Origin of the sequence: Streptomyces sp. NPDC058620, assembly GCF_042717135.1 — a bacterium.
Lineage (GTDB): Bacteria > Actinomycetota > Actinomycetes > Streptomycetales > Streptomycetaceae > Streptomyces.
On the sequence record NZ_JBHXQO010000036.1, the window covers coordinates 13,677 to 36,969 of the forward strand.

General features: G+C 72.5%; 23 protein-coding genes. 14 read left to right on the plus strand and 9 right to left on the minus strand.

The genetic code is table 11. The annotated features are described in order from the left end of the window. Positions 1–136 precede the first annotated feature (136 nt). The 4 genes from ACFWSK_RS26765 to ACFWSK_RS26780 all read left to right on the plus strand — a co-directional run bounded on the left by ACFWSK_RS26765 (position 137) and on the right by ACFWSK_RS26780 (position 3,797). Positions 137–724: a class I SAM-dependent methyltransferase gene (locus ACFWSK_RS26765; protein WP_383791270.1), complete on the plus strand. Its 588-nt coding sequence runs from the start codon at positions 137–139 to the stop codon at positions 722–724. Positions 725–746: 22 nt separating this feature from the next. Continuing rightward, entirely contained in the window at positions 747–1,634 is an 888-nt protein-coding gene (locus ACFWSK_RS26770) for an N-acetylmuramoyl-L-alanine amidase (RefSeq protein WP_383791131.1), read from the plus strand. 176 nt (positions 1,635–1,810) lie between these two features. Further along, the gene (locus tag ACFWSK_RS26775; protein WP_383791133.1) at positions 1,811–2,674 is read left to right on the plus strand and encodes a hypothetical protein; all 864 of its coding nucleotides are present in this window, start codon (positions 1,811–1,813) and stop codon (positions 2,672–2,674) included. A 112-nt stretch (positions 2,675–2,786) separates the two neighbouring features. After that, the gene (locus ACFWSK_RS26780) at positions 2,787–3,797 is read left to right on the plus strand and encodes an LLM class F420-dependent oxidoreductase (RefSeq protein WP_383791273.1); all 1,011 of its coding nucleotides are present in this window, start codon (positions 2,787–2,789) and stop codon (positions 3,795–3,797) included. A gap of 15 nt (positions 3,798–3,812) precedes the next feature. Here the strand turns inward: ACFWSK_RS26780 and ACFWSK_RS26785 are convergent, their stop codons facing one another. After that, positions 3,813–4,595: a maleylpyruvate isomerase family mycothiol-dependent enzyme gene (locus ACFWSK_RS26785; RefSeq protein WP_383791135.1), complete on the minus strand. Its 783-nt coding sequence runs from the start codon at positions 4,593–4,595 to the stop codon at positions 3,813–3,815. Between the two features lie 174 nt (positions 4,596–4,769). Here ACFWSK_RS26785 and ACFWSK_RS26790 point away from each other — a divergent pair, with 174 nt between their 5' ends. Continuing rightward, on the plus strand, positions 4,770–5,063 hold the full coding sequence (locus ACFWSK_RS26790; RefSeq protein ID WP_383791138.1) for a hypothetical protein: 294 nt from the start codon (positions 4,770–4,772) through the stop codon (positions 5,061–5,063). A gap of 4 nt (positions 5,064–5,067) precedes the next feature. Here the strand turns inward: ACFWSK_RS26790 and ACFWSK_RS26795 are convergent, their stop codons facing one another. From ACFWSK_RS26795 to ACFWSK_RS26805, 3 genes are read right to left on the minus strand one after another with little or no spacing between them, the layout of a single operon-like run. Beyond that, a complete protein-coding gene (locus tag ACFWSK_RS26795; RefSeq protein ID WP_383791141.1) occupies positions 5,068–6,141 on the minus strand; it encodes a prenyltransferase in 1,074 nt (357 codons plus the stop codon). Continuing rightward, complete coding sequence (locus ACFWSK_RS26800; RefSeq protein ID WP_383791144.1) at positions 6,138–6,869, minus strand: class I SAM-dependent methyltransferase; 732 nt, start codon at positions 6,867–6,869, stop codon at positions 6,138–6,140. The genes ACFWSK_RS26795 and ACFWSK_RS26800 overlap by 4 nt, the downstream gene beginning before the upstream one ends. A gap of 52 nt (positions 6,870–6,921) precedes the next feature. Beyond that, entirely contained in the window at positions 6,922–8,232 is a 1,311-nt protein-coding gene (locus tag ACFWSK_RS26805; RefSeq protein WP_383791146.1) for a glycosyltransferase family 4 protein, read from the minus strand. 229 nt (positions 8,233–8,461) lie between these two features. On the opposite strand from ACFWSK_RS26805, the gene ACFWSK_RS26810 reads away from it, so the two are divergent. The 7 genes from ACFWSK_RS26810 (at position 8,462) to ACFWSK_RS26840 (ending at position 14,992) form a co-directional block, all read left to right on the plus strand. Further along, positions 8,462–9,082 carry a TetR family transcriptional regulator gene (locus ACFWSK_RS26810; RefSeq protein ID WP_383791150.1) on the plus strand — a complete coding sequence of 207 codons (621 nt, stop codon included), beginning with the start codon at positions 8,462–8,464 and terminating at the stop codon, positions 9,080–9,082. A 139-nt stretch (positions 9,083–9,221) separates the two neighbouring features. After that, on the plus strand, positions 9,222–10,460 hold the full coding sequence (locus ACFWSK_RS26815) for a substrate-binding domain-containing protein (protein WP_383791153.1): 1,239 nt from the start codon (positions 9,222–9,224) through the stop codon (positions 10,458–10,460). Positions 10,461–10,463: 3 nt separating this feature from the next. Then, positions 10,464–11,255, plus strand: a complete 792-nt coding sequence (locus ACFWSK_RS26820) for an ABC transporter ATP-binding protein (RefSeq protein ID WP_383791156.1) — start codon at positions 10,464–10,466, stop codon at positions 11,253–11,255. Then, positions 11,252–12,043, plus strand: a complete 792-nt coding sequence (locus ACFWSK_RS26825) for an ABC transporter ATP-binding protein (RefSeq protein WP_383791159.1) — start codon at positions 11,252–11,254, stop codon at positions 12,041–12,043. Before ACFWSK_RS26820 ends, ACFWSK_RS26825 begins: the two co-directional genes overlap by 4 nt. Beyond that, complete coding sequence (locus tag ACFWSK_RS26830) at positions 12,043–12,930, plus strand: branched-chain amino acid ABC transporter permease (RefSeq protein WP_383791161.1); 888 nt, start codon at positions 12,043–12,045, stop codon at positions 12,928–12,930. The genes ACFWSK_RS26825 and ACFWSK_RS26830 overlap by 1 nt, the downstream gene beginning before the upstream one ends. Continuing rightward, positions 12,927–14,096, plus strand: coding sequence for a branched-chain amino acid ABC transporter permease (locus ACFWSK_RS26835; RefSeq protein ID WP_383791164.1), 1,170 nt, complete (start codon positions 12,927–12,929; stop codon positions 14,094–14,096). The genes ACFWSK_RS26830 and ACFWSK_RS26835 overlap by 4 nt, the downstream gene beginning before the upstream one ends. Continuing rightward, on the plus strand, positions 14,093–14,992 hold the full coding sequence (locus ACFWSK_RS26840; protein WP_383791167.1) for an alpha/beta hydrolase: 900 nt from the start codon (positions 14,093–14,095) through the stop codon (positions 14,990–14,992). The genes ACFWSK_RS26835 and ACFWSK_RS26840 overlap by 4 nt, the downstream gene beginning before the upstream one ends. Positions 14,993–15,020: 28 nt before the next feature. On the opposite strand, the gene ACFWSK_RS26845 is transcribed toward ACFWSK_RS26840, so the two are convergent. Together ACFWSK_RS26845 and ACFWSK_RS26850 are read right to left on the minus strand one after the other, a co-directional pair. After that, positions 15,021–17,027, minus strand: a complete 2,007-nt coding sequence (locus ACFWSK_RS26845; RefSeq protein ID WP_383791170.1) for a helix-turn-helix domain-containing protein — start codon at positions 17,025–17,027, stop codon at positions 15,021–15,023. An 88-nt stretch (positions 17,028–17,115) separates the two neighbouring features. Beyond that, positions 17,116–17,934, minus strand: coding sequence for a 3-hydroxybutyrate dehydrogenase (locus tag ACFWSK_RS26850; RefSeq protein WP_383791172.1), 819 nt, complete (start codon positions 17,932–17,934; stop codon positions 17,116–17,118). Positions 17,935–18,207: 273 nt separating this feature from the next. Here ACFWSK_RS26850 and ACFWSK_RS26855 point away from each other — a divergent pair, with 273 nt between their 5' ends. Next, the gene (locus ACFWSK_RS26855; RefSeq protein WP_383791175.1) at positions 18,208–19,704 is read left to right on the plus strand and encodes a PHB depolymerase family esterase; all 1,497 of its coding nucleotides are present in this window, start codon (positions 18,208–18,210) and stop codon (positions 19,702–19,704) included. Here ACFWSK_RS26855 and ACFWSK_RS26860 read toward each other — a convergent pair. From ACFWSK_RS26860 to ACFWSK_RS26870, 3 genes are all read right to left on the minus strand, one after another. After that, the gene (locus ACFWSK_RS26860) at positions 19,674–20,192 is read right to left on the minus strand and encodes a hypothetical protein (RefSeq protein ID WP_383791178.1); all 519 of its coding nucleotides are present in this window, start codon (positions 20,190–20,192) and stop codon (positions 19,674–19,676) included. The genes ACFWSK_RS26855 and ACFWSK_RS26860 overlap by 31 nt on opposite strands. A 168-nt stretch (positions 20,193–20,360) precedes the next feature. Further along, positions 20,361–20,594 (minus strand): ferredoxin, encoded by a 234-nt coding sequence (locus ACFWSK_RS26865; RefSeq protein WP_383791181.1) that lies wholly within the window; start codon positions 20,592–20,594, stop codon positions 20,361–20,363. After that, on the minus strand, positions 20,594–22,054 hold the full coding sequence (locus ACFWSK_RS26870) for an aldehyde dehydrogenase (RefSeq protein ID WP_383791184.1): 1,461 nt from the start codon (positions 22,052–22,054) through the stop codon (positions 20,594–20,596). Before ACFWSK_RS26870 ends, ACFWSK_RS26865 begins: the two co-directional genes overlap by 1 nt. A gap of 158 nt (positions 22,055–22,212) precedes the next feature. Here ACFWSK_RS26870 and ACFWSK_RS26875 point away from each other — a divergent pair, with 158 nt between their 5' ends. Further along, a complete protein-coding gene (locus ACFWSK_RS26875) occupies positions 22,213–23,247 on the plus strand; it encodes an MBL fold metallo-hydrolase (protein WP_383791187.1) in 1,035 nt (344 codons plus the stop codon). Positions 23,248–23,293: the final 46 nt, after the last annotated feature.

Genomic DNA, 23,293 nt, shown 5'->3' on the forward strand with positions numbered 1-23,293 from the left:
GGGCGTGCGGCACGATGGGGCGCCGTCGATCGCCCGACCCACCAGGAGGAACGCCGTGGCCGCCGAGCCCGCCGTCGAGCCCGCCGCCCGGCCCGAGCCGGAGATCCTTGCCGCGTTCGAGGCCGCCAAGGGCTTCATGCCGGTACGCGAAGGACTCGCCCTGTACGCGGCGGCTGCCGACGCCGCCGCGCTCGGGCTCCCGCTCCTGGAGGTGGGCACCTACTGCGGGCGCTCCACCATCCTGCTCGCGGACGCCGCCCGGTCGGCTGGGGTCACGGCGCTCACCGTCGACCACCACCGGGGCAGCGAGGAGCAGCAGCCCGGCTGGGAGTACCACGACCCGGCCGTCGTCGACCCCGAGGTCGGCCTGATGGACACGCTCCCCACCTTCCGCCGCACCCTGCGCAAGGCCGGTCTGGAGGAGCACGTGGTGGCGCTGGTCGGCAGGTCGCCGCAGGTCGCGGCCGTCTGGGGCGGGAAGCTCGGCTTCGTCTTCATCGACGGCGGCCACACCGACGAGCACGCGAACGGCGACTACGAGGGCTGGGCCCCGCATGTCACCGACGGCGGGCTCCTGGTGATCCACGACGTGTTCCCCGATCCGGCGGACGGCGGCCAGGCCCCCCACCGCGTCCATCAGCGGGCACTGGCCTCCGGTGCGTTCACGGAGATCTCCGTGACGGACTCGCTGCGCGTCCTGCGGCGCACGGGCCCGGGGATCTGAGCCGCCCGGATAGGCTCGCCGCGTGCCGTACGACGACAGAATTCCCCCCACCCGCCACGGCCGGCCCCTGCTCACCGCCGCCGCCCTGGCCGCCCTGTCCCTGACCGTCGCCGGGTGCGGAGGCGGCGGCAGCGCCAGTGCGACGCAGCCACGCCCCGGCAGCAGCGCCGCCCCTTCGACACCGGCGGCACCCGCACCGACGTCCTCCCCCACGTCCGCGAAGCCCCTGCCGAAGGGGCCGCTTACGGGCCGGACCGTGGTGATCGACCCCGGGCACAACCCCCGCAACCGCGACCACACCCGCGAGATCAACCAGCAGGTGGACATCGGCACGGGCCGCAAGGAGTGCGACACCACCGGCACCGCGACCAACGCCGGTTACACGGAAGCGGAGTTCACCCTCGACGTGTCGCACCGGCTGCGCACCCTGCTGGAGTCCCAGGGCGCGAAGGTCGTGCTGACGCACGACGACGACCGCCCCTTCGGCCCGTGCATCGACGAGCGGGCCCGGACCGGCAACGAGGCCGGAGCCGACGCGGTCGTCTCCGTCCACGCGGACGGCTCCGCCGCGGGCAACCGCGGGTTCCATGTCATCGTCCCCGGCCGGGTGCGCGGCGGCACCGCGGACACCGCGAAAATCGTCGAACCCTCGCGCGAACTCGGCACCCGCATCGCCGGTCTGTTCCTCAGCACCACCGGAAGCGCATATTCCAATTACGTCGGCGACAACACCGGTCTCGACACCCGTGAGGATCTCGGCGGACTGAATCTGTCGACCGTGCCGAAGGTCTTCATCGAATGCGGCAATATGCGTGACCCGAAGGACGCGGCCGTGCTCACGAGCGCGGAATGGCGCCAGAAAGCGGCGCATGGCATTGCCGACGGCATCAGCGGCTATCTCAAGGGGTAGACCTGCGTAGGAATTGGGGGGATAACAGTCCAAGGTCCGGGGCGGGGCACAACCCGGCCGGGCAGACGATAGATTCATCCGTACGATGGGGAGCCGCCCCGAGCTTCGCGCCGTACCCGCCGAAACAAGCGGCAGCGACGACCGCCCCGACGAGACGACCGACTAAGGACCTTCACGTGAATATCCGCTCCCTCACTCGAGGCGACGGGGTGGTGATCGGAGCAGCGGTGGTGCTGTTCATCGCCTCTTTCCTCGACCTCTCCGGCTTCGACTGCCCCGCAGGCGTCAACTGCTCCAGCTTCGAGAGCCCGAACGCCTGGGACTCGCTCTCGCTTCTGATGAGCATCTTCCTGGCCGGCGTCATCGGCGCGGCGCTGGTGATCGTGGGCCGCTCCATGCCGGGCCGCAAGGTCGTGGGGCTGGACCTCGGTCAGTTCGGTGTCGCGTTCACCGTCTTCTCCCTGTGGACGGCGTTCTGGACGATCATCGACGCCAACGACGCGGGCGCCGGCATGATCCTCGGCCTGCTCGCGGCCCTCGTGCTGGCGGCCGGTGCGATCGCCACCCCGATGGTTCCGGCCCTCAAGGCCCCGCTGATGGGCGCCCCGCGCCCGGCGACGCCGCAGGGCGCGCAGGCTCCGTACGGTGCGCAGCAGCCCGGCCAGGGCTACGGCTACCCCGGCGCCCAGCAGCAGCCCTACGGCGCGCAGCCCGGCCAGCCCCAGCCGTACGGTGCGCAGCCGCAGCCCGGTCAGGCCGACCCGGCCCAGGCGCACGCCATGCAGGCGCAGCAGGCCCCGCAGGCTCAGCAGGAACCGCAGGACGGCGGAGCGCCGGCCGGTGACTTCACCCCGTTCTGGTTCGCGGTGCCGGTGGCCCGTCCGCTGTACGGCGAGGACGGTTCGCCGAACCCGATCGCCGAACTGGCGCCGGGCACCTGGTACCTCGCGGTCGAGCAGCGCGGTCCGGGCCTCATCGCCCAGACGCAGGACGGCCGTCGTGGAGTCCTCCAGGACACCACGGGCATCCAGCGCGGCTGATCACCCGCACGCACGTCGCGGCCCCTCGCCCTTCCGGGCGGGGGGCCGTTGTCGTACAGTCCTCCCGCACCAGGCGCCTGACGGAGCGTCACCCATGGCTGGAGGGAACGGCATGCGGCTCGGACTCGCTCTCGGATACTGGGGTCGCGGCCCGAATCCGGACCATCTCGCCCTGGCCCGCAGCGCCGAGGAGCTCGGCTACGACTCCGTGTGGACCGCGGAGGCCTGGGGTTCGGACGCCTTCACGCCGCTGACGTGGATCGCGGCCCACACCTCCCGTATCCGGCTCGGCACCGCCATCGCGCAGATGGCGGCCCGTACGCCCACCGCGACGGCGATGCACGCGCTGACCCTCGACCACCTCTCGGGCGGCCGGATGATGCTGGGGCTCGGGCTGTCAGGGCCGCAGGTGGTGGAGGGGTGGTACGGGCGGCCGTTCCCGAGCAGTCCGCTGACCGCGACCCGCGAGTACGTCGACGTCATCCGGCAGGTTCTCGCGCGGGAAGGACCCGTCGAGCTCGCTGGGCGCTTCCACTCCCATCCGTACAGCGGAGCGGACGGTACGGGGCTGGGCAGAGCGCTGAAACCGATCACCCATCCGCTGCGCCCCGGCCTTCCGGTGCTGCTGGGCGCGGAGGGGCCCAAGAACGTCGCGCAGACGACCACGATCGCGGACGGCTGGCTGCCGCTGTACTGGTCGCCCACCCGCCCCGACGCGTACGGGGTCACGGCCGCCGACCTCCCCGAGGGGTTCATGGTCGCGCCCATGGCGCGGGCCCACGTGTGCGAGGACGTGACCGAGGGGCTGCTGCCGGTGAAGGCGATGGTGGGGTTCTACATCGGGGGCATGGGCCATGCGGCCCGGAACTTCCATGCGGACCTGATGGGCCGGATGGGTTACGAGGAGGAGGCCCGGCACATCCAGCGGCTGTTCCTGGAGGGCCGCAAGCAGGAGGCGGTCCTCGCCGTGCCGGACGCCTTCGCCGACGAGATCTCGCTCGTCGGACCGCGTGAACGGATCGCTGAGCGGCTGGAGTTGTGGCGCACGGGCCCGGTGACCGACCTCCTGGTCACCGCACCGGACCCTCGTACGCTCCGGGTACTGGCCGAGCTCAACGCCTAGAGGGAGAGGCGCGGCTCAGCCGAAGGACGCGCGCTCCAGCCAGAAGTCCAGCAGTTCCGCGTCCCCTAGCACCTCCACCCGGGTGCTGCCGGGGTCAAGCCTGCGGTGGAAGACGAGCATCAGGTCGGTGAGCGTGCCGCGCAGTGCGACGGTCGCCTTCTCGTGGGCGTGGCGCCAGCCGAAGGCGTCCTCGCCGAATTCGATCAGCCACTCCGCACCGGGCACGTCCGTGGCGTGCAGATGCAGGGAGCGCCCGCCACCGCACAGTTCGACGGCTTCCGGGTCGCCGTCCCGCTGGGCGGCGGAGACGATCTCCAGCCATTCCTCGATGGTGTCGGCCGCCAGCTCGGGCGCCACCTCGTAGCCGGCCCGTGCGGCGAGGGCGGCGTCCGCCCGGTGCACGGCGGTCTCGTGCGCCATGCGCCGCGCCCAGAACGCCGGCCGCTGCTCGGTCCCCCAGCTCCAGACCCGCGCGTCGGGGCCCGCCTCGCGCAGGGCCGCCACCACGCCGTCGGCTCCTTCGGCGAGCCAGGCGTCGAGGGCGCCTGGTTCCTCGCTCTCCGGTCCCGCGATGCCGGGCACGCGTTCCTCGGGGATGTCCCCGGTGGCCCGGGTGCTCACGATCTCGCCGACCCAGCGGTGGGCGCCGCCCACATGGACGGCCAGCTCGCGCAGGTTCCAGTCGGGACAGGTGGGAACCACCGCGGTGAGGTCCGCGTCCTTGAGCACCGCTCTGAGCTCGTCGGTCTGGGCCAGGATCTCGTCGCAGTAGCGGTCGTACGGGAGAAGGAGGGTCATATCCGCACCCTAGTGCGGGCGTTTCCGGGGTGACACAGAGAGCCTCCCTGACCGGGCGTTTCACGGCGAGTGACGCGGCTCGGCACTCCGGGCCGGGCACCCGGCCGGGGTGACGGCGCCAACCGGAGAGGCCGTAGGGGTTTCGCTCGGCTCATAAACGGCAACCCGCAGTACATGTCTCCCAGAACTGGCACAGGAAGCAGTACCGCCGCACGTGTCATAGCCGTCGTGGCCGACCTCATGGCTTTCATCATCGGCTTGTGGATTCTGATGTACCTGCTCGACGCCAACCCGGCCAACGACCTGGTCGAGTTCGTCCGGGACGCCGCCCGCTGGCTGGCCGGCTGGTCGCACGACCTGTTCACCTTCGACGCCGAGTGGGCCCGGGTCGTCGCCGGATATGGCCTCGCCGCCGTCGTCTACCTGTTCATCGGCCACGCCGTGGCCGGCCGGGTCCGCCGCTTCTGAGTGATCAGCCGCAGCAGTCCGGCTCCAGCCCTCTGGGCAGCCGCTCGCCGCTGAAGACCGCGGTGGTCGCCTCGTCGCCCCCGAGTGCGGCCACCGCGAGCAGCAGGGAGCCCGCCGTCCAGGTGGTGAGCTCCTCGGGCCAGAAGGCCCGGTTTCCCTCGAAGACGTACCCCGTCCAGTACAGGCCGCCCTCGGCGCGCAGGTGCTGGACGGACTGGAGGATCTCCAGGGCACGGTCGGACTCGCCCATCACCCAGAGCGCCAGGGCCAGTTCGCAGCTCTCGCCGCCGGTGACCCACGGGTTGGGGAGCACGCAGCGCACGCCGAGTCCGGGGACCACGAACCGGTCCCAGCCGTCGTCGATCCGCTTCTGCGCGGCGGGGCCGGTGACCGCGCCGCCGAGGACCGGGTAGTACCAGTCCATCGAGTAGTGGTCCTTGTTCAGGAAGCGCTCCGGGTGGTTGCGGATCGCGTGACCGAGCGCCCCGGTCGCCAACTCCCAGTCGGGCTGCGGTTCTTCGCGTTCCTCCGCAAGAGCGAGCGCGCAGCGCAGGGCCTGGTGGATCGAGGAGGAGCCGGTCAGCAGCGCGTCGGTGACGGGGGTGCCGTCGGCCTCCCGCTTCCAGCCGATCTGGCCGCCGGGCTGCTGGAGGCGCAGCACGAACTCGACCGCGGCGTAGACCGTCGGCCACATCCGGTCGACGAACGCGTCGTCGCCCGTGGCGAGGTAGTGGTGCCAGACGCCGACCGTTATGTAGGCGCAGAAGTTGGTCTCGCGGCTGCGGTCGGTCGGCTGCTCCGCGTCGCCGTCGTGGTAGGCCGCGTACCAGGAACCGTCCTCGTTCTGGTGACGGGCCAGCCAGTCGTAGGCGCGTTCGGCGGCCTCGTGCTCGCCGGACGCGTCGAGGGCCATGGCCGCCTCGGTGTGGTCCCACGGGTCCAGGTGGTGGCCGCGGAACCAGGGCAGGGCCCCGTCCTCGCGCTGGACGGCGCGCAGTGCCGCGACGGTCTCGGCGGCCTGATCGGCCGTGAGGACCCCGGGCAGTACGAGGTGTTCGGTCCGCTCGGGAGTGCTCACGCCTCGGCCTTGGGGAGGTGCGGCTTCGTCGCGTACGCCACGAAGCTCTTGCCGACGACCGGGTTGAGCAGCTGCTCGGCGACCCGGGTGAGCGCGGGCTTCTTCATGATGTCCCAGACCAGCAGCTTGTGGTACGCGCGCACCGGCAGCGCCTTGTCGTTGTCCACCCCGAAAGCGCACTTCAGCCACCAGTACGGGCTGTGCAGGGCGTGTGCGTGGTGGGTGCCGTACGGCTTGAGTCCGGCCTCGCGGATCTTGCGGAGCAGCTCGTCGGCCTTGTAGATCCTGATGTGGCCGCCCTCGACCTCGTGGTACGCGTCGGAGAGCGACCAGCAGACCTTCTCGGGGCCGTAGCGCGGCACGGTGATCGCGATCCGGCCGCCGGGCCGCAGGACGCGGACCATCTCGGCGAGCACGCCCTTGTCGTCGGGGATGTGCTCCATCACCTCGGAGATGATCACGACGTCGAAGGAGTCGTCGGGGAAGGGCAGGTTGAGGGCGTCGCCCTCCATCGCGGTGGCGGTGGCACCCTCGGGGGCCTCACCGGCCTCCTTCATCGCGGCGAACCACTTGGCGACCTCCCGGATCTCCTCGGCGTTCTGATCCAGCGCCACGACCTGGGCGCCGCGCCGGTAGCACTCGAAGGCGTGCCGGCCGGCACCGCAGCCCAGGTCGAGCACTCGGTCGCCTGCGGCGAGCGGGAAGCGGGTGAAGTCGACGGTCAGCACGAGGGCCTGCCTTCGAGGTCGGAGGTACGGGTTCCGTGGGCGGCGGGGGCAGTCACCTGCGGGCTCCCCGGGAGACGATCGCCTGACGGTACAGCTCGGCCGTACCGAGGGCCGCCCTGGCCCAGGTGAAGTGGGCGAGCACCCGGTCGCGGCCGGCCGCGCCGAGGCGGGCCCGCAGTTCCGGGTCGCCGAACAGCCGGCCGAGGGCGATGGCCAGCGCGCCCGCGTCGCCCGGCGGCACGGCGAGGCAGGTTACCCCGTCGGGTCCTGTGACCTCGGGGATCGCGCCGCCGGTCGTCGCGACGAGCGGGGTGCCGGTGGCCATCGCCTCGGCCGCGGGGAGGGAGAAGCCCTCGTACAGCGAGGGGACGCATGCGATCTGGGCGCTGCGCACCAGGTCGACCAGTTCGGCGTCGCTTATGCCCTTGACGAACTGGACGGCGTCCTGGAGCGCGTACCGCTCGATGGCCTGGGCGACGGGCCCGTCCTCGGCCCGCTTGCCGACGACCACGAGGTGCGCCTGCGGGTTCTCGGTGCGGAGCTTGGCCAGCGCCTCCACGAGGTGGACGAGGCCCTTGAGCGGGACGTCCGCGCTGGACGTGGTGACGATCCGGCCCGGCACCTCCGCGACGGACGGATCGGGCGACCAGAGGTCGGTGTCGGCGCCGATGTGCACCACGCTGACGCGGTCCTGCCGTACGCCGAGGTGCTCGACGATCTCCTGCTGGGAGGAGCCGGAGACGGTGAGGACGGACGGCAGGCGGCGGGCGACCCGCTTCTGCATGCGGGTGAAGGCGTACCAGCGGCGTACGGAGGCGCGGCGGCGTCTGCTGCCCGCGGCGTCCAGGTCGAGCTGCCGGTCGACGGTGATGGGGTGGTGGATCGTGGTGACGAGCGGGGCGCCGAGGTCGCCGAGCAGGCCGTAACCGAGGGTCTGGTTGTCGTGGATGACGTCGAACTCGCCGCGGCGGGCCTGGAGGTGGCGCCGGGCCCGCAGGCTGAAGGTGAGCGGTTCGGGGAAGCCGCCGGTCCACATGGTGGCGACCTCGGCGAGGTCGATCCAGTCGCGGAATTCGCCGCGGCCCGGAGTGCGGAACGGGTCGGGCTGGCGGTACAGGTCCAGGCTCGGCAGCTCGGTGAGCGGAACGCCCTCGTCGAGCACCGGGTAGGGCTGGGCGCCGATCACTTCGACGTGGTGGCCGAGTCGGGCCAGTTCGCGGCCGAGATGGCGTACGTAGACGCCCTGGCCCCCACAGAAGGGATTGCCCTTGTAGGTGAGGAGTGCGATGCGCAACGGCCGGTCGTCGGCGGCGGGTGCTTCGGTGCCCGCCCGGGGGCCCGTCTCTATGGCCTCAGCGGTCACACTCGGCCCCCTTCTCACTGCGTGTTCGCCGGAGCGTAACCGCTCACGCTAATCTAGAACAAGTTTCAGACCGGATCGTTCAACGAGCATCGAATCTACCGGCAGGTAGCGTCGGCGTGACCGCCGGATCAGGTGATTCGCGCCACGGCAGGCACCCTGGCATGCTGTGCGCGCCCGGAATCACGCTCCCCTTGTACCGGTTGCGGACAGAAGCCATGGATTGGGACACATGACAGCGGAAGCCAGACCCGCATCGCCTCCTCTGACGGAACGTCAGGAGGCCCGCCGGCGCCGCATCCTCCACGCCAGCGCCCAGCTCGCCAGCAAGGGCGGTTTCGAGGCCGTACAGATGCGCGAGGTCGCGGAGGCCGCCGGGGTCGCGCTGGGCACGCTCTACCGCTATTTCCCCTCCAAGATCCATCTGCTGGTCGCGACCATGCAGGACCAGCTCCAGCACATGCACAGCACGCTCCGCAAGCGCCCCCCGACCGGTGAGAGCGCGGCGGACCGGGTCGCCGAGACCCTGATGCGGGCCTTCCGGGCGCTCCAGCGGGAGCCCCATCTCGCCGATGCCATGGTGCGGGCGCTGACCTTCGCCGACCGCAGCGTGAGCCCCGAGGTGGACACCGTCTCGCGGCTCACGACGAAGATCGTGCTGGACTCGATGGGGCTGGAGCACCCGACGCCGCAGCAGCTGTCGGCGGTCCGCGTCATCGAGCACACCTGGCACTCCGCCCTGATCACCTGGCTGTCGGGGCGGGCCTCGATCGCGCAGGTGAAGATAGACATCGAGACGGTGTGCAGGCTGATCGACCTGACGAGCGCGGAATCCGGTCCGCCCCAGGACTGAGCGGGCCCGGGCCCGTGCCCATGTCGGGCACCCACATGGGGACCCGGTCAGGTGGGGGCTCCTGCACCATATCGACGGCGCCACGGTGTTCATACGGTTCGGCCGACATCATCCGAACCACGCCGAGGAGCCGGTCACCATGCGCCGTCGCAGAGCCGTAGGCACCGTCCAGCACAGATCCCTGACCGCAGCCGCCCTCGGCGCCGCCGCCCTGCTCCTGGCCGGCTGCACGGCCGCCGGGCAGGCGGGCGGCTCCGACTCGGCCGACGGCGGCAAGGACGAGTCCGTCAAGGTGGGTCTGGTCTACTCGCGGACGGGGCTGCTCGCCGCCTACGGCAAGCAGTACCGCGACGGATTCATGGCGGGGCTCGACTACGCCACCAAGGGCACAGGCAAGGCCGGCGGCCACCGCATCGAGGTGACCGAGCAGGACGACGCGGGCGACCCCGGCAAGGCGGTCTCCGCCGCGAAGAACCTGATCGGCAAGGGCTACAAGGTGCTGGCCGGCACCACCGACTCCGGCGTCGCCCTCCAGATGGCCCCGCTCGCCGCCCAGAACAAGGTGCTGTACGTCAGCGGCCCGGCCGCCACCGACGCGGTGACCGGGATCAACGCGTACACCTTCCGGTCCGGCCGGCAGTCCTACCAGGACATCCTCACCGCGGGCACGATGCTCGGCGACGCCAAGGGCAAGAAGGTCACGGTGCTGGCCCAGGACTCCACCTTCGGCCAGGCCAACGTCGCCGCCGTCGAAGCGGTCCTCGGTGCCAGGGGCGCCGAGGTCGGCTCGGTACTGGCACCGCCCGGGGCGACGGACCTGACGCCGTTCGCCCGGCAGGTGAAGGCCGCCGGAACCGATCTGGTCTTCGTCGCCTGGGCCGGCTCCACCGCCCCCGCCCTGTGGACGGCACTGGACCAGCAGGGCGTGCTGGACGCGGGGAAGGTGGTCACGGGGCTGGCCGGAACGGCCTCGTACCCGGTCTTCGGAGCGGCGGGTTCCAAGGTCTCGTTCCTGGCGCACTACTTCCCCGGCGCGGGCGGCGGCAACGCGGTGGAGCAGGCCATGCTCGACGCGGTCGAGAAGGCGGGCGGCGCCCCCGACCTGTTCACCCCGGACGGCTTCACGGCCGCCCAGATGATCGTCCGTGCCGTGGAGGAGGGCGGCGCCACCGACACCGCCGCCATGGCGAAGGCCCTGGAGGGCTGGACCTTCGACGGGGTGAAGGGCAAGGAGCAGGTCCGCGCCGAGGACCACGCCCTGGTGCAGCCGATGTTCGTGGCGCGGCTGAAGGGGAAGGGCGCGGGCGCCGTCCCGGAGCTGATCAGCACCGAGCCGATGGACGCGGTGGCCCCGCCGGTCACCCCCTCGGCGGGCTGAGCGATGACGGCTCCGGGCACCACCGCGGAACGCGACGGAGACGTGCGCGCCCCAGCCCCCGTGCTGAGCCTCGACGGGCTCGGCTGGAGCATCGGCGGGGCGACCATCGTCGAGGACATCACCCTGAGCGTCCGCGAGGGCGAGTTCCTGGCCTTCATCGGCCCCAACGGGGCGGGGAAGACCTCCCTGTTCAACCTGATCAGCGGCCTGACCACACCCACGGCCGGCGCCCTGTCCCTGGACGGCACGGACATGACCGCGCAGCCCGCGCACGTCCGCGCACGCCGTGGGATCGGCCGCACGTTCCAGACCTCCAGCCTCTGGCCGGGAATGAGCGTCGCCGACCACGTCCGGCTGGCCGCGCAGGCGGCGCGCGGCGGCTCGTACCGACTGTGGCGGCGGGCTTCCCCGTACTCCGCCGAGGTGCACGGCGTCCTGGAGCGCACCGGTCTCGGGCACCGGGCGGAGGTACCGGCGGCCGAGCTGTCCCACGGGGAGAAGCGCAAGCTCGAACTGGCGGTCCTGCTGGTCGGGGAGCCCCGGCTGATGCTGCTCGACGAACCGATGGCCGGGGTGAGTGCCGAGGAGGTCCCCGCACTCACCGAACTGATCCGCACCCTGCACCGCGACGAGGGCCGCACCGTCCTCATGGTCGAGCACCACATGGACGTCCTGCTGGGCCTCGCCGACCGGCTCGCCGTGATGCACCACGGACAGCTCCTGGCGCTGGACACCCCGCAGGCGGTGACCGCCGATCCGGAGGTCCAGCGGGCCTACCTCGGGGAGGGGCTGTGACAGCGGCTGTGACACCGGACCCGGACGTCCTGCTCGCCGTGCGCGACCTGCGGGTCCTGATCGGCGGGCGGCACATCCTGCACGGCGTGGACCTGGACGTCGCCCGCCACGGGGTGACCGCGCTCCTGGGCCGCAACGGCGCCGGGAAGACCACCACCGTACGCGGCATCCTCGGCCTCGTCCCGCGCGCCGGCAGCGTGCTGCTCGACGGCGAGGAGACCGTGGCGCTGCCCACCCACACCGTGGTCGGGCGGGGCATCGGATACGCCCCCGAGGACCGCGGGATCTTCGCCGGACTCACGGTGGCGGAGAACCTGCGGCTCGCCGAGCGGCGCGGGGCGGGCGAGCCCGCGTACGCACTCGTCCACGAACTCTTTCCCGAACTGAAGCAGCGCGCCCGGCAGTTGGCCGGGACCCTGTCCGGCGGCCAGCAGCAGATGGTGGCCATCGGACGCACCCTGCTCAACACCAACCGGCTCGTCGTCGCCGACGAACCCACCAAGGGCCTCGCGCCCCGGGTCGTCACCGAGGTCGCCCAGGTGCTGGAGCGGGCCGCCGAGGCGGTGCCGGTGCTGCTCGTGGAGCAGAACCTCGCCGTCGTCCGGCGGCTGGCCGGGAGTTGCGTCGTCCTCGCCGACGGGCGCACCGCGCACCGGGGCCCGGCGGAAGCGCTGCTGGGCGACGCGGAGGCGGCCCGCAGGCTGCTCGGCGTGGGACACGGCCCGGCCGCCCATGCCTCTTCCCGGGCCGCCCATGCCTCTTCCCCGACCGCGGAGGCGGATTCCTGATGTCCACCATCGTTCTGCTCACCATGACCGGTCTCGGTCTGGGGGCGCTCTACTTCCTGATCGCATCGGGCCTCTCGCTGATCTTCGGCCTGATGGACGTGCTCAACTTCGCGCACGGGGCGCTGCTCTCCATCGGCGCGTACGGCACCTGGTGGGCGGCGTCCGGGAATCTGCCCGGCGCGGGGCCCGGCGGTGCGGGCTTCGCCCTGGCCGTGCTGTTCGGTACGGCGGTGGGCACCGTCGCCGCCGTCGTGCTCGAACTCGCCGTTGTCCGCCCGCTCTACACCCGGCCGCGCGAGCAGGTGCTCGCCACGGTCGGCGTGGGGCTCGCCGTCCCCGCGCTCCTCTCGGGGATCTGGGGGCCGGACGCACTGACGTTCCCGGGTCCGGAGGCGCTGTCGGGAACCTTCGGGCTGCTGGGCGCGCACGTCCCGGTCAACCGGCTGGTCCTGATCGCGGCGGCGGTCGTGGTCGTCGTGGCACTGCGGCTGTTCCTCGGCCGGACCCGGCACGGTCTCGTCGTACGGGCGGGGGTCGAGGACCGGGCGATGGTGACCGCGCTGGGCATCGACGTCCGCAGGGCGTTCACGCTCGTCTTCGCGATCGGCGGCTGTGTCGCCGCGCTCGGCGGGGCACTGGGCGGGCTGTACTTCGGCTCGGTCGATCCCCGGCAGGGCACCTCGCTGCTGATCTTCGCCTTCGTGGTGGTGGTCACCGGCGGCATGGGTTCGGTGACCGGGGCCGCCGTGGCGGCCGTCGTCATCGGCCTGGTCCAGCAGTTCGCCAACTACTACACCGCAGCGGGCCTCGGCGACCTGGCCGTCGTCGTCCTGCTCGGCGCGCTGCTGCTCGTCCGGCCGCGCGGACTGACCGGGAGGCTCGCGTGAGTACCGCCACCGAGACACACGACCGTACCGACGGGGCGCCCGCCGCCGGCCCGCCACGAGCCGCGGCCGGGACACCCGCCCGCGTGCTGCGCTGGTGGCCCGCCGCCGTCCTGCTCGCCCTGGCCGTAGCCCCGTTCAGCGCGCTGCCGCTGCCGGGGCTGCTGGACGGGCCGGTGGGCAGCCCCGGCTCACTGCAACTCCTCGCCACCTGCCTCCTGTTCGGCGCCCTGGCGACCGGATACGACCTGCTGCTCGGGCGTACCGGACTGCTGTCCTTCGGCCACGCGCTGTACTTCGCGGCGGGCAGCTACGCCACGAACATGTTCCTGCTGGAGGCGGGGCTGCCGTTCGCCCTCGCGGCGGTGCTCGGCCTCTGCTCCGGGATCGCCCTGGCCCTGGTGCTCGGTTCGGTGAGCCTGCGGGTCACCGGCATCGGCTTCTCCATGGTGACGCTGGCCTTCGCGCAGGCGGGCTCGATCCTCGTCTCCCGCAACCCCGGTGGCCTCACCGGCGGCGAGGAGGGCCGGGCGGCCCCCGCCGAGCTGCTGCCGGCCGGCCTCGTCGGCATCGACAACACGGCGAATCTGTACTGGATCGCGCTGGCCTACCTCGTCCTCACACTCGGCGTCGTCCACTGGGCGGTCCGCTCCCCCACCGGGCGGGTATGGGAGGGCATCAAGGAGAACGAGCGCCGGGTGGAGGTACTGGGCCTGAAGCCGTACGGATTCAAGCTGACGGCCTTCGTGCTGGCGGGAGCGCTGGCCGCGGTCGGCGGGCTCGTCCACCTCCTGCTCACCGGCGGCTCCACCCCGCAGACGACGACCTCCGACTTCACGCTGTCGCTGCTGGTGATGGTGGTCCTCGGCGGGTCGGGCACCCGGTGGGGGCCGATGGTCGGCGGCATCCTCTACACCTGGGCCGATCACCGGCTCGGCGACCTCGCGGGATCGGGAGCGGTCGCCGAGCTGCCGGCGGTGCTGCGGGTACCGCTGTCCCAGCCGTTGTTCCTGCTCGGGGTGGTGTTCGTGGCCGTGGTGCATCTGCTGCCCGGCGGCCTCGCACGACTCCCGTCACGCCTGGGCGCGGGCCGCCGCGCCTCCGGGGCCGTCTCCGAGACCGCTTCCGGGACCGCCTCCGGGACCGCGAAGGAGAACCGGAACCCATGACCTCTGCCCGGTACGAAGAACTGCGGGTCCCCGTCGCCGGGGGCGAACTCGCGGCCCTGCGCTGGCCGGCCCACGAGACCGGCGCCCCGGTGGTCGTGGCCCTGCACGGCATCACGGCCAACGCCCTTTCCTGGGGCCGGGTGGCCCGGGCGCTGGCGGGCCGGGTCACGCTGATCGCCCCGGATCTGCGGGGCCGGGCGGCCAGTTCCGGGCTGCCCGGCCCGTACGGGATCGCCGCGCACGCGAACGACGCGGCGGCCCTGGCCGAGGCGCTCGGCCTGGGCCGGGTGGTGCTGGCCGGCCACTCGATGGGCGCGTTCGTGGCGGCGCTGGCCGCCGTACGGCATCCGGAACGGTTCGGACCGCTGCTGCTCGTCGACGGCGGGGCCGGCTTCCCCGCGCCCACCCATCTCTCCCCCGACGCGCTCCTGACCGCCGTCATCGGACCGGCGATGGACCGCCTGTCGATGACGTTCCCCGACCGGGCCGCCTACCGGTCGTTCTGGCAGGCCCATCCCGCGTTCGCCGGGGCGTGGTCGGCGGAGGTGGACGCGTACATCCAGCGCGACCTGACGGGCGAGGAGCCGTCGCTGCGCTCCAGCTGCCGGATCGATGCGGTACGCACAGACGGCGCCGGCCTCTTCACCGAGGAGGTGCTGTCGGCTATCCGGAACCTGCCGGCCCCGGCAACGCTGCTGTGGGCCGAGCGGGGCCTGATGGACGAGCCCCAGGGCCTGTACGACGAGTCCCGGCTGAGGGCGGCCGCCCTTCCCGCAGCGACGGTCAGGACCGTGCGGGTCCCGGACGTCAACCACTACACGGTGCTGACCGGCGACAGAGGAGCGGAGGAGATCGCACATCACCTGCTGAACGGTTCGGGCACTCATCTCGCCTGAGACGCATGCGGCACCCGGCCGAACCGGGTCACCCCTCCCGTCCGCCCCCCAGCAAGTGCAGCCGCAGGGCGAGTTGCAGCTCAAGTGCCCGCCCCGGCTCGTTCCAGTCGCGCCCCAGCAACACCTGGATCCGGTCCAGCCGCTGCACCACCGTGTTCACGTGCACGTGCAGCTCGTCCTTGGCCCGTATCAGGCTGCCACCCGCCCCGAAGTAGGCGCTCAGCGTGCGCACCAGATGGGTGCCGCGCCGCTCGTCGTACCGCAGCAGCGGACCCAGCGTGGCCGAGACGAAGCCGTCGACGTCCTGGGCGTTGCCCAGCACCACTCCCAGGAAGCCGAGTTCGTCCACACAGGCGCCCTCGCCGGCACGGCCGAGCACCCGCATCGCCCGAAGGCACCGGGCCGCCTCCGCGTACGCGGCGGCCAGTTCCCGCGGTCCGCCCGCCGGGCCCGCCGCGGCGACCGTGACGGGGGCCTGGACCAGGTGGCCGAGCTGGGCGGCCGCCGCCCTGGCCACCTCACCGGGTGACCGGCCGGCCCCGGGCCCCGTGCCCTCGCCGGCACCCCCGTGGTCGTGGTCGACCAACAGCACGACCGTTCCCGCGTGTTCGGCGCTCACCCCGTGGATGTCCCCGCCGAACAGATAGCGCATGGCGGCGGCGCCGAGCCTCTCGCGGGCGCCGGATTCGGCGACCAGCAGCAGCCGGGGCCGGTCCAGGTCGATGCCCAGCCGGCGGCCGCGCTCGGCCAGACCGGCGGGGTCGCGTTCCGCGTCGCTCAGTAGGTCGCTGATCAGTTCGCCACGGATCCGGTTCTCCGTCTCGGCCACCGTTCTTCGCAGCAGCAGGAGCAACCCCGTGACGACGGCGGCCCGTTCGAACAGCCGGCGGTCGGAGTCGTCCAGGCGTCGGCGCTGGTGCAGCACCAGGCTGGCCAGCAGCTCCTGCCCGGCGAGTACGGCGCAGATCCACCGGCCGTCGCGGTGCACGGCGCGCCCTCCGGCCCGGGACTCCTCGGCGGTCTCGGCCAGCCATTCCGCGTCCGCGCCGTCGGCGGAGCAGGCGGTCCCGTCGGGCCGGACGGCCGCCAGCGGGCGCCCGCCCGGGTCGTGGATGGTCAGCGGACTGTCGAGCAGGCCGGCGACCGAGGTGGCGACATCCGTGACGTCGCCCCCGCGCAGCACCAGGTCGGTGAGCCGGTCGTGGGCCTCCTCGGCGCGCTGCATGGCGGCGGAGTGCTCGCGCACGGCGGCATTGGCCTCGGCCAGCTCGGCGTTGGCCTGGGCGAGCTCCGCGAGGGCTGCCCCGGTGTCGGCGAGGGCGCGGGCGGTGTCGATGGCGATGGCGGCGTGCGCGGCGAGGGAGCAGAGCAGGGCGACCTCGTCCGGGCTGAACACGCGCGGGGAGCGGTCGGCGGCGAAGAGGACGCCGATGACCTTGCCCGTACCTCCTCGGCTGGAGCCGAGGAGGAGGGGGACGCCGAGGATGGCGACGAGCCCCTCGGCCAGCACACCGGCGTTGATGTTGTCGGTGTGGCGGAAGCGGTCGTCGGTGCGGTAGTCGGGCGTCGCGTACGGGCTCGCGGTCTGCGCGACGAGGCCGCCGAGCCCTTCGCCGAGCTCCAGCCGCAACCGCTGGAAGAGCACGGACACGGAGCCGTCGGTCACCCGCATGTAGGTGTCCCCGGCCTCTTCGTCGGGGAGGGTGAGGTAGGCGGTGTCGGTGCCGAGCAGCATCCTGGCCCGCCGCACGATGGCCTTCAGCACGTCGTCCAGATCGCGGGAGGCGGCCAGGTCGCCCGCCGTGTCGAAGAGGGCGGTGAGCTGGAGTTCCCGGCGGCGGTGCTGGCGCAGGGCGCCCCTGATCCGCAGGGCCGTGGCGACCGCCCCTTCCACCTCGGCCAGGTCCGCGGCGGGCACCCCGGCCGCTCTCGCCGCCGAGGAGACGGCGCCGAGCGCCTCGGCGGGGGCGTCGTCGGCCAGCAGCGCGAGGAGGCGTCGCAGGTGGGGCGCGGCGGAGGGGGACGGTTCAGACATGGGCGGCCATCGTTCGTCTGGAGTGCGGAAGCGGAGAGGGGAGCAGCGGAGAGGCGGAGCAGCCGAGGGGTGGAGGAGCGGAGTGGGGTCAGTTGGCGGTCCAGCCCCCGTCCATCGAGAGCGAGGTGCCGGTGATGTGCCCGGCACGCGGACCGCACAGCCACAGGACGGCCTCGGCCACGTCGGCCGGTTCGATCAGGCTCTTGATGGCGCTGCGTTCCAGCATGACCCGCCCCACCACCTCCTCCTCGGAGATGCCGTGGGTACGGGCCTGCGCCGCGATCTGGTTCTCGACCAGGGGCGTGCGTACGTACCCGGGGCTGACGCAGTTGCTCGTCACCCCGTGCTCCGCCGCTTCGAGCGCGACCACCTTGCTGAGTCCTTCCAGTGCGTGCTTGGCCGTGACATAGGCCGCTTTGTAGGGACTGGCGCGCAGTCCGTGGACGGAGGAGATGTTGACGACGCGCCCCCAGCCGCGTTCGTACATGCCGGGCAGGGTACGGCGCAAGATGCGGAACGGTGCCTCGACCATGACCCGCTGGATCAGCGCGAAGCGCTCGGGCGGGAACGCGTGCACGGGGGCGATGTGCTGGAGCCCCGCGTTGTTGACCACGATGTCCGCGTCGGCGGGCAGGGTGTCGACCGCCTCGGGGTCCGAGAGGTCGACGACCCAGGCGGTCGCGCCGAGCTCGTCGGCCAGGCGCTCGGCCGCGTCGGCCGTCCTGTCCACGATGTGCACATGGGCGCCCGCCGCGGCGAGCGTCCGCGCGCAGGCCAGTCCGATGCCGCTCGCCGCACCGGTCACCAGGGCGGTGCGCCCGGCCAGGAACCGGTCGACGGACGGGGGCGACGCCCCGTCGGCGGAGGAAGGGGCGGGCTCGTGATCCGGTGTCCGGGAAGTCTGCATGGCCGTCACGGTAAGGAGGTCGCCGCCCGCATCACACGGGGTCGGTGCACACACCCTCGTACGCGTACATGGTGGCGGCGTACATGGTGCGGGGTGACTGCCGGACGGTCGGCGGTACGGGGCGGCGCTGTCCCGGCGTACCGCTCTGACCTGCGCAAGGGCCGTGCCGCACACTCCCGGCCGACGTCGGTGGCCGCGCGCCACATGGGCAGTCCCCGTCGCCGCTCATAGGTTCCGGCAGCAGTCCGCACGTCCGATCAGGGAGGCCCCACCGTGCGCCCAACGATCCTGCGACGCCTGTTCCGGTGCGTCGTGTCCACCGCCGTACTCGGCGTCCTGCTGGCCACGCCCGTCACCGCGACGGCCGCCCGGCCGGCCACCACCGCCGCCGCCGACACTCTGCACCAGGTCACCGGTTTCGGCACCAACCCCGGAAACCTCCAGATGTACGCGTACACCCCGGCGCACGTTCCGGCGGGCGCTCCACTGGTGGTCGCCCTGCACGGCTGCACCCAGAGCGCGAACGCCTACTACGCCAACTCCGGCTGGCCGAAGTTCGCCGACATCTGGGGCTTCGACGTGGTGTTCCCGCAGACCACGTCCGCCAACAACGCGCTCTCCTGCTTCAGTTGGTTCGATCCGGCAGAGGACACGCGCGGCCGGGGCGAGGCCGCGTCGATCGTGCAGATGGCCGAGTACGCCCAGCGGACGTACGGCTCCGACGGACGCCGGGTGTACGTCACCGGGCTCTCCGCGGGCGGCGGCATGACGGCGAATCTGCTCGCCGCCTATCCGGACGTGTTCGCGGGCGGCTCCGTGGCCTCCGGACTGCCCGCGCAGTGCGCCACGAGCCAGGCCGCCGCCTCCGGCTGCCAGACGGGGCCGCCGAAGCTCACCCCGGCCCAGTGGGGCGACAAGGTCCGCGCCTCCTACCCGGGTTACGCGGGGCCGTGGCCCCGGGTGGCGATCTGGCAGGGCACGTCCGACTACACGGTCTACCCGGCCAACGCCACCGCGTTGCGCGACCAGTGGACCGACGTGTGGGGCATCGGCCAGACCCCGGACGGCACCAGCACGCTGCCCGGGAACACCACCCGTACCGTCTACAACGACGCCTCCGGGAACCCCGCCGTCGAGACGTACTCCCTCGCCGGCATGGGGCACGGCCTGGCCGTGAACCCCGGTACGGGCGCCGAGCAGTGCGGGTCGACGGCCGCGTACTTCCTCAACACCATCTGCTCGACGTACCACACGGGTGTCTTCTGGGGGCTGGACCGGGGCGCACCGGGCGGCGGCGACGGGCTGCCCGCCCCCTCCGGCCTGCGGGTCACCGGTGTCACCGCCGGCTCGGCGTCCCTGTCCTGGAGCCCGGTCGCGGGAGCCGCCTCGTACGTGGTGCACCGCGACGGCGCGAAGGTGGCATCGCCCACCGGGACGTCCTTCACCGACTCCGGGCTGGCCGCCGGGGCCTCCTACCGCTACACGGTGGCGGCGGTCGACTCCGCGGGCGCGGTCGGTGCCACCGCTCCGGCGGTGACCGCCACGACCACGGGCGGGTCCACCGTCCGGTGCTTCACCGCGAGCAACTACGCGCAGGTGACGGCGGGCCGGGCGCACACCTCGGGCGGCTATGTGTACGCGAACGGCTCCGGGCAGAACATGGGGCTGTACAACGTGTTCGTCACCCACACGCTCAGGGAGTCACCGGCGGGGTACTTCGTGATCGCCGACTCCGGCTGTCAGGCCGGGTCGTCGGAGAAGTCCCCCTGAACCTCCTCCGGCAGCGCGCAGCCCTCCTTCACAGCGGTGAGGGAGACCGGCTGCCGGTCGCCGAAGCCCTCCATCGCGAAGTGCCGGGCGTACACCTTCCAGCCCTGCTTGGTGAGGGTGCGGAAGGTGACGTCCTGCTCCTCGCTGCTCGTCGTGATCTTCCAGCCCAGCTTCCGCAGCCGCTCGACCGTGGCGGCGAACCCGTCCGCGGCGTCCGCTTCGGGCGCGTCCGCCAGCCACGGGGCCACGCAGTTCCGCCACTCACCCCCGGGCATACCGGCCATCGAGTCGTCGCCCGCCGGGAGCCCCGAGGCGTCCGCGGCGGCGCCCACCTCGTTGGCCACCGTCTCCTTGGTGAACGGCGCGACGGCCGTGGGCGACGCCTTCGCCGCGCCGTCCGTCGTGCCGTCGTCGCCGAGGCCGCAGCCGGCGACGGTCAGTATTCCGGTCACCGCTACGGCGGCGGCTGCAGCTCTTCTCGTACCCACAGGTGGCTTCCCCGCCCGGTCGTCGTCCTCACGGGCGGGCGCCCGTGCGTTCTCCGCCGGAGTCTCGCATGTGCTCTGAGCTGGGGGGAAGCCCTTTCTTCCGGCCCTTCTTCCTGCCGTTTCCTCCTGTCCATTCCGCCTTTCCCCTCTCTCCTCCCTCCTGCGGCCTCACTCCTCCGGCGGGAACACCACCTCGCCGGAGGCCAGGAGGGTGAGGGTGATGGCCTCGACGGGGCAGCCCTCGGCCGCCGCGAGGATCTCCTCGTTGGCGTCGCTCTCCGGGCCGGCCGGATGGGACTGCCTCGCCGAGTCCAGCCGGAAGCCCTCCGGGGCGTGGTTCAGGCACATCCCGGAGCCGATGCAGACACTCCGGTCGACCTCCACCTGCCAGCGGTCGCCCATCACGCCCCCTGGTATCCGGCGGGCAGATGGATCATCTTGTGCTCGAAGAACTCGCCGTAGCCCTCGGGGCCGAACTCCCGCCCCAGCCCGGAGTTCTTGTAGCCGCCGAAGGGGCCGAGCATGTCGAGGCTGAAGGTGTTCACGCTGTACGTGCCCGTCCTGACCCGGCGGGCGATGTCGATGCCGCGCTCGGTGTCGGCGGTCCACACGCTGCCGCTGAGCCCGTACTCGGAGTCGTTCGCGATCTTCACGGCCTCGTCCTCGTCCCCGTACGGGAGCAGGCAGATGACCGGGCCGAAGATCTCCTCGCGGGCGATGCGCATGGAGTTGCCGACGTCCCCGAAGAGCGTCGGCTCGACGTACCAGCCGCGTTCCTGCGAGGCCGGACGTCCGCCGCCCGTAAGGATCTTGGCGCCTTCCTCCTGGCCGATCCGGATGTAGTCGAGGGAGCGCTGCTGCTGGCGCCGCGCGACGAGAGGCCCGAGTTCCGTCGCCGGGTCGAGCGGGTCGCCGACCTTCAGCGCCCCGGCCGCCGCGGCGAACGCCTCTGCGATCTCCTCGTAGCGGGAGCGGGGGGCGAGGATGCGGGTCTGGGCCACGCACGCCTGGCCGTTGATCATCCAGGCGAAGGGGACGATGCCGGCGACGGCCGCGTCGAGGTCGGCGTCGGGGAGGATGACCGCAGCGGATTTTCCGCCCAGTTCGAGGGTGACGCGGCTGAGGTTGCGGGAAGCGACCTCCATGACCCGGCGGCCCGCGGCGACGGACCCGGTGAAGGACACCTTGTCGACGCCCGGGTGCCCGACCAGGTACTCGCTGACCTCGCGGTCGGCGGGCAGGATCGAGAGGACCCCTTCCGGGAGCCCGGCCCCGGCGACGATCTCGGCCAGGATGTAGGCGTCCAGGGGCGTTTCGGGCGAGACCTTCAGGACGGCGGTGCAGCCCGCGAGCAGCGCGGGGGCCAGCTTGGCCGCCGCGGTGAACTGCGGGACGTTCCACGGCACGACGGCCGCGACCACCCCGACCGGTTCACGGCGTACGAGCAGGGGCCCGAGGACTCCGTCGCGCCGCTCCTCGTACGGGAAGGTGCGGGCGACCGTGATCGCCGAGTCCCACACCATCATCGCGGCGAGCGCCTGCACCATGACGCTGGAGCTGTACGGGGTGCCGTTCTGGGAGCTGATGACGCGGGCGATCTCCTCGTACCGCACGGCGAAGGCGTCCTTGATCCGGGTGATCACCGCGATCCGCTCGGCCAGGGTGGTGCGCGGCCAGGGCCCCTCGTCGAAGGCGCGGCGGGCGGCGGTGACGGCGCGGTCCACGTCGGCCTCGCAGGCGTGCGGGACCCGTCCGATGACCTGTTCGGTGTGGGGGGAGATCACCTCGATGACGCCGTCGCCGAGCGGATCGGTCAACTCCCCGCCGATGAACAGTTTTCCGTGTTCCACAAGCTCGGTCATGGCTGCTGCCTCCCGCGGACCGGCACGTACCTGACTGGGTGTCAGAACTGATACCAGTTCCGCTTGCAGGAGTCCACGCATCGGGATCGATCCACGGCGGCAAGGGTGATTGACTGGGGCTACTACTGGAACGAGTTCTTGTCAGAGACGAGGAACCCATGACCCAGGTGACCGACCACGGCGGAGGCATCCACAGCATCAAGGTGCCCATCCCGGACAACCCGCTCGGTCACACCCTCGTCCACCTCGTCGACACCGACCGGGGGCCGGTCCTCGTCGACACCGGCTGGGACGACCCGGAGTCGTGGGACACCCTGGTCGCTGGACTCGGCTCCCTCGGGACCGCCGTCACCGACATCCACGGCATGGTCATCACGCACCACCACCCCGACCACCACGGCCTCTCCGGCCAGGTCCGCGAGGTCTCCGGGGCCTGGATCGCGATGCACGCGGCGGACACCGAGGTCGTGCGCCGCACCCGGGAGTCCGAACCGGCGGCCTGGCTCGCCTACCTCACGGCGAAACTCGCCGCGGCGGGCGCGCCCGAGGAACACCTCGCCCCGCTCAGGGCGGCCCGTGCGAGCGGCCGGACGCGCACCCTGCCCGGACTGCGCGCCGCGATCCCGGACCGCGAGATCGTCCCGGGCGAGCTGCTGGACCTGGCGGGCCGCAGGCTGCGCGCCATCTGGACGCCCGGCCACACCCCGGGCCATGTCTGCCTCCACCTGGAGGAGGACCACCCGGCGCGGCTGCCGGGCCGCGGCAGGCTCTTCTCCGGCGACCACCTGCTGCCGGGGATCAGCCCGCACATCGGGCTGTACGAGGACCCGGACGACACGACGGTCACGGACCCCCTCGGCGACTACCTCGACTCCCTGGAACGCATCGGCCGCCTCGGCGTCGCCGAGGTGCTCCCGGCGCACCAGCACGCGTTCACGGACGCCGCCGGACGCGTACGCGAGCTGCTGGACCACCACGAGGAGCGGCTGACCGGGCTGCTCGCCCTGCTCGCCGCGCCCCTCACCCCGTGGCAGCTGGCCGAGCGCATGGTGTGGAACCGGCCCTGGGAGCAGATCCCCCACGGCTCCCGGTCCATCGCCGTCTCCGAGGCCGAGGCCCATCTGCGGCGCCTGGTGAAGCTCGGGCGGGCGGAGGCGACGGGCAGCGATCCGGTGACGTACGTCGCGGTCTGAGGGGGCCGTCCGCCCGGGAGCGGCGCGGGGCGGGCCGGTAGAGTGA